Genomic DNA, 2,336 nt, shown 5'->3' on the forward strand with positions numbered 1-2,336 from the left:
CCAAGACAGCCCTAGCCCCCATTATCATTCTGTGGGCCGGAGCGGGTATTCCCGGAATTATTGTCACAGCCATGACTGTATCGGTTATCGTGACAATCCTCGGAGTCTATGGGGGATTTAAAGAAGTGGATGAGGAAAAGATTAGAATGTTGGAGACCTTTGGCGCCACAAAAATGCAAATACTGTGTAAAGTCGTCTTCCCCTCCAGCATTCCAACCATGATCAATGCTCTGAAAATAAATGTAGGATTATCTTGGGTTGGCGTCATTGTAGGAGAGTTCATGGTTTCCCAAGCCGGTATCGGATACCTTATCGTATACGGCGGCCAAGTATTTAAGCTTGATCTCGTAATGACCAGTGTCATTATCCTGGCCATCTTGGCTACGGTTATGTACCAAGGGGTTGCATACTTTGAAAAGAAAATGATGAAGTGGCGGTAAAAAGAAAATGCAGGCTTCCGTGAGAATTGGACCTGCATTTTTCTATCATCTTTCAAATCGTTTAGCATATCAGCATTGGATTGTCAACATTTTTCTAGACAACTTTTTTAAGGTGATTTAACTTGTGTTCACAGGGTGTTAAGTATCCTAATGATGAATGAATTCGATGATTGTTAAACCAGTTCACATAATCCCATAACTCCAACTGTAATTCATCTAACGACCCAAATACGTGTCTTTTTACAAATTCAGTCTTTATTACTTTAAAAGTAGCTTCTGCAACAGCATTATCATATGGACAGCCCTTCATGCTTAAGGAACGTTTGATGTTGAAGGTTTCTAAGGTTTCTCCAATAATCTTATTCTTGAAATAGTAATAAGTACTTCTGGAGACTTGTAGGACTCTACACAATGCTGATACTGAGTATTTGTGAGAATTATTCTTTATCACATTTACTTTCGTCCTAAGATCAGCGCTGCTTGCTTTAAAATATCATTCTCCATTTTTAATTGTTGGTTTTCTTTACGTAACCTTATTAACTCATTTTCCTCCGGAGTCCGATTATCTTTTTCACGGAAAGAGCCAGTAGATTGAGATTGATTAATCCATTTATCAAGGGCAGATGCAGTAAGATCATATTCCCGAATAATATCGCTTTTTCTTTTACCATTAAGGTACAGCTGAACCATTTGGTTCTTGAATTCATCTGTAAATGTACGACGTTCTCTTTTGGTCATGTTCATTTCTCCTTTTCTTTATGTGTTTATTGTACATGACCTTAAAAATTCTGTCTAATTAAGTGTAACCTATCCAAACTGTTTTTTATGTTTTTGAAACATTGTTATTTTAAGGCTTAAAAATTATGAAATTTACTCAAGTAACACATATTTTTCTAGAATGAGATAGTCCCAGCGAAATGCACCTTCACTGGGACTATCTCATACAAATTAGCACTAAAATAGTATAGCTATTCTCTGTATGTATGTTTTTATTTTAGACTTTCTTAAATATTCGATATAGCAAATAGGCTATAAGAATATACAATAAGGTATTTGCAACCTGTATAAAAAGTCCTATCCCTGATATATCGACAATGCCATTTGATATCATTTGCAATCTTCCCTTAACTAAAATGTGGATTTACTAATACTATGAATACCATTCGCAACACTATATTTGTACGTGATAACAGAATTTTCTTCAGATACTTTTATTACCCCATCTACAAGAAAATAATATGTATAATGTCCCCCAGTTTTAATTGTAGCAGTTTTACGATCAGATGAATAGCTTACATTGTTAAAATTAGACTTATGCTCATATTCTACACCTACAGTATACCCTGTAATATCTGAATATAAATTAGAAACACTGTCAATAGTATTGTATGCTGTGTTATAAGTTACAGTTGAGTATGCATTTTGACTGTGTAATCCATTACTAACATATGCATGTAAATCTACAGATTTTGTATCTAAAGACATAGGTACGATTACTGATTCTGATTCTAAAGATGTTGTCTCCTCTACAGTTGAACCAAACGTGTACTCACCGCTTTTAATTTGGTCTAATACTTCAATTAATTCCGCCTCGTCTTTAACCTCTATAGGAGTGATTCCTGCAGGCACTTGACTAGCTTCTATCGTTCTTAGATTATAATCTTCTAATTTACTATCCTTTTTATCAGCAGCAAAGCTGAAGGATCCCATCAATAAAATAAAGCATAAAGATAAACAAAGAACATTCGTAAACTTTTTCATTTGTTATTCCTCCCTCTATAATCTAACGAATTCTCTTAATTGCTTGCTTTTTCTTAGAATTTCACATTTCTCAAAACTTGCCACATGGATATAATGCTCATTTATGTATAAAACTGGATGGGCAAGGGTGACCTG

2 protein-coding genes and 1 pseudogene are annotated in these 2,336 nt (G+C 34.8%); 1 reads left to right on the forward strand and 2 read right to left on the reverse strand.

From position 1 onward, the window contains the following. Positions 1-440 (forward strand): ABC transporter permease (locus tag AN619_RS11510; RefSeq protein WP_157065001.1); only part of this gene is annotated, 440 nt, incomplete at its 5' end. Positions 441-534: 94 nt separating this feature from the next. On the opposite strand, the pseudogene AN619_RS15670 reads toward AN619_RS11510, so the two are convergent. Both AN619_RS15670 and AN619_RS11525 read right to left on the reverse strand, forming a co-directional pair. Further along, a pseudogene (locus AN619_RS15670) lies at positions 535-1,184 on the reverse strand (IS3 family transposase). Positions 1,185-1,568: 384 nt separating this feature from the next. Next, on the reverse strand, positions 1,569-2,201 hold the full coding sequence (locus tag AN619_RS11525; protein ID WP_068557103.1) for a hypothetical protein: 633 nt from the start codon (positions 2,199-2,201) through the stop codon (positions 1,569-1,571). Between the last annotated feature and the right edge of the window lie 135 nt (positions 2,202-2,336).

This window comes from Thermotalea metallivorans, assembly GCF_001562415.1.
Classification (GTDB): Bacteria; Bacillota; Clostridia; order Peptostreptococcales; family Thermotaleaceae; genus Thermotalea; species Thermotalea metallivorans.

Bases quoted from the DNA above. Each gene is read 5' to 3' on its own strand.
- AN619_RS11525 (WP_068557103.1), bottom strand. From the start codon at position 2,201: ATGAAAAAGTTTACGAATGTTCTTTGTTTATCTTTATGCTTTATTTTA.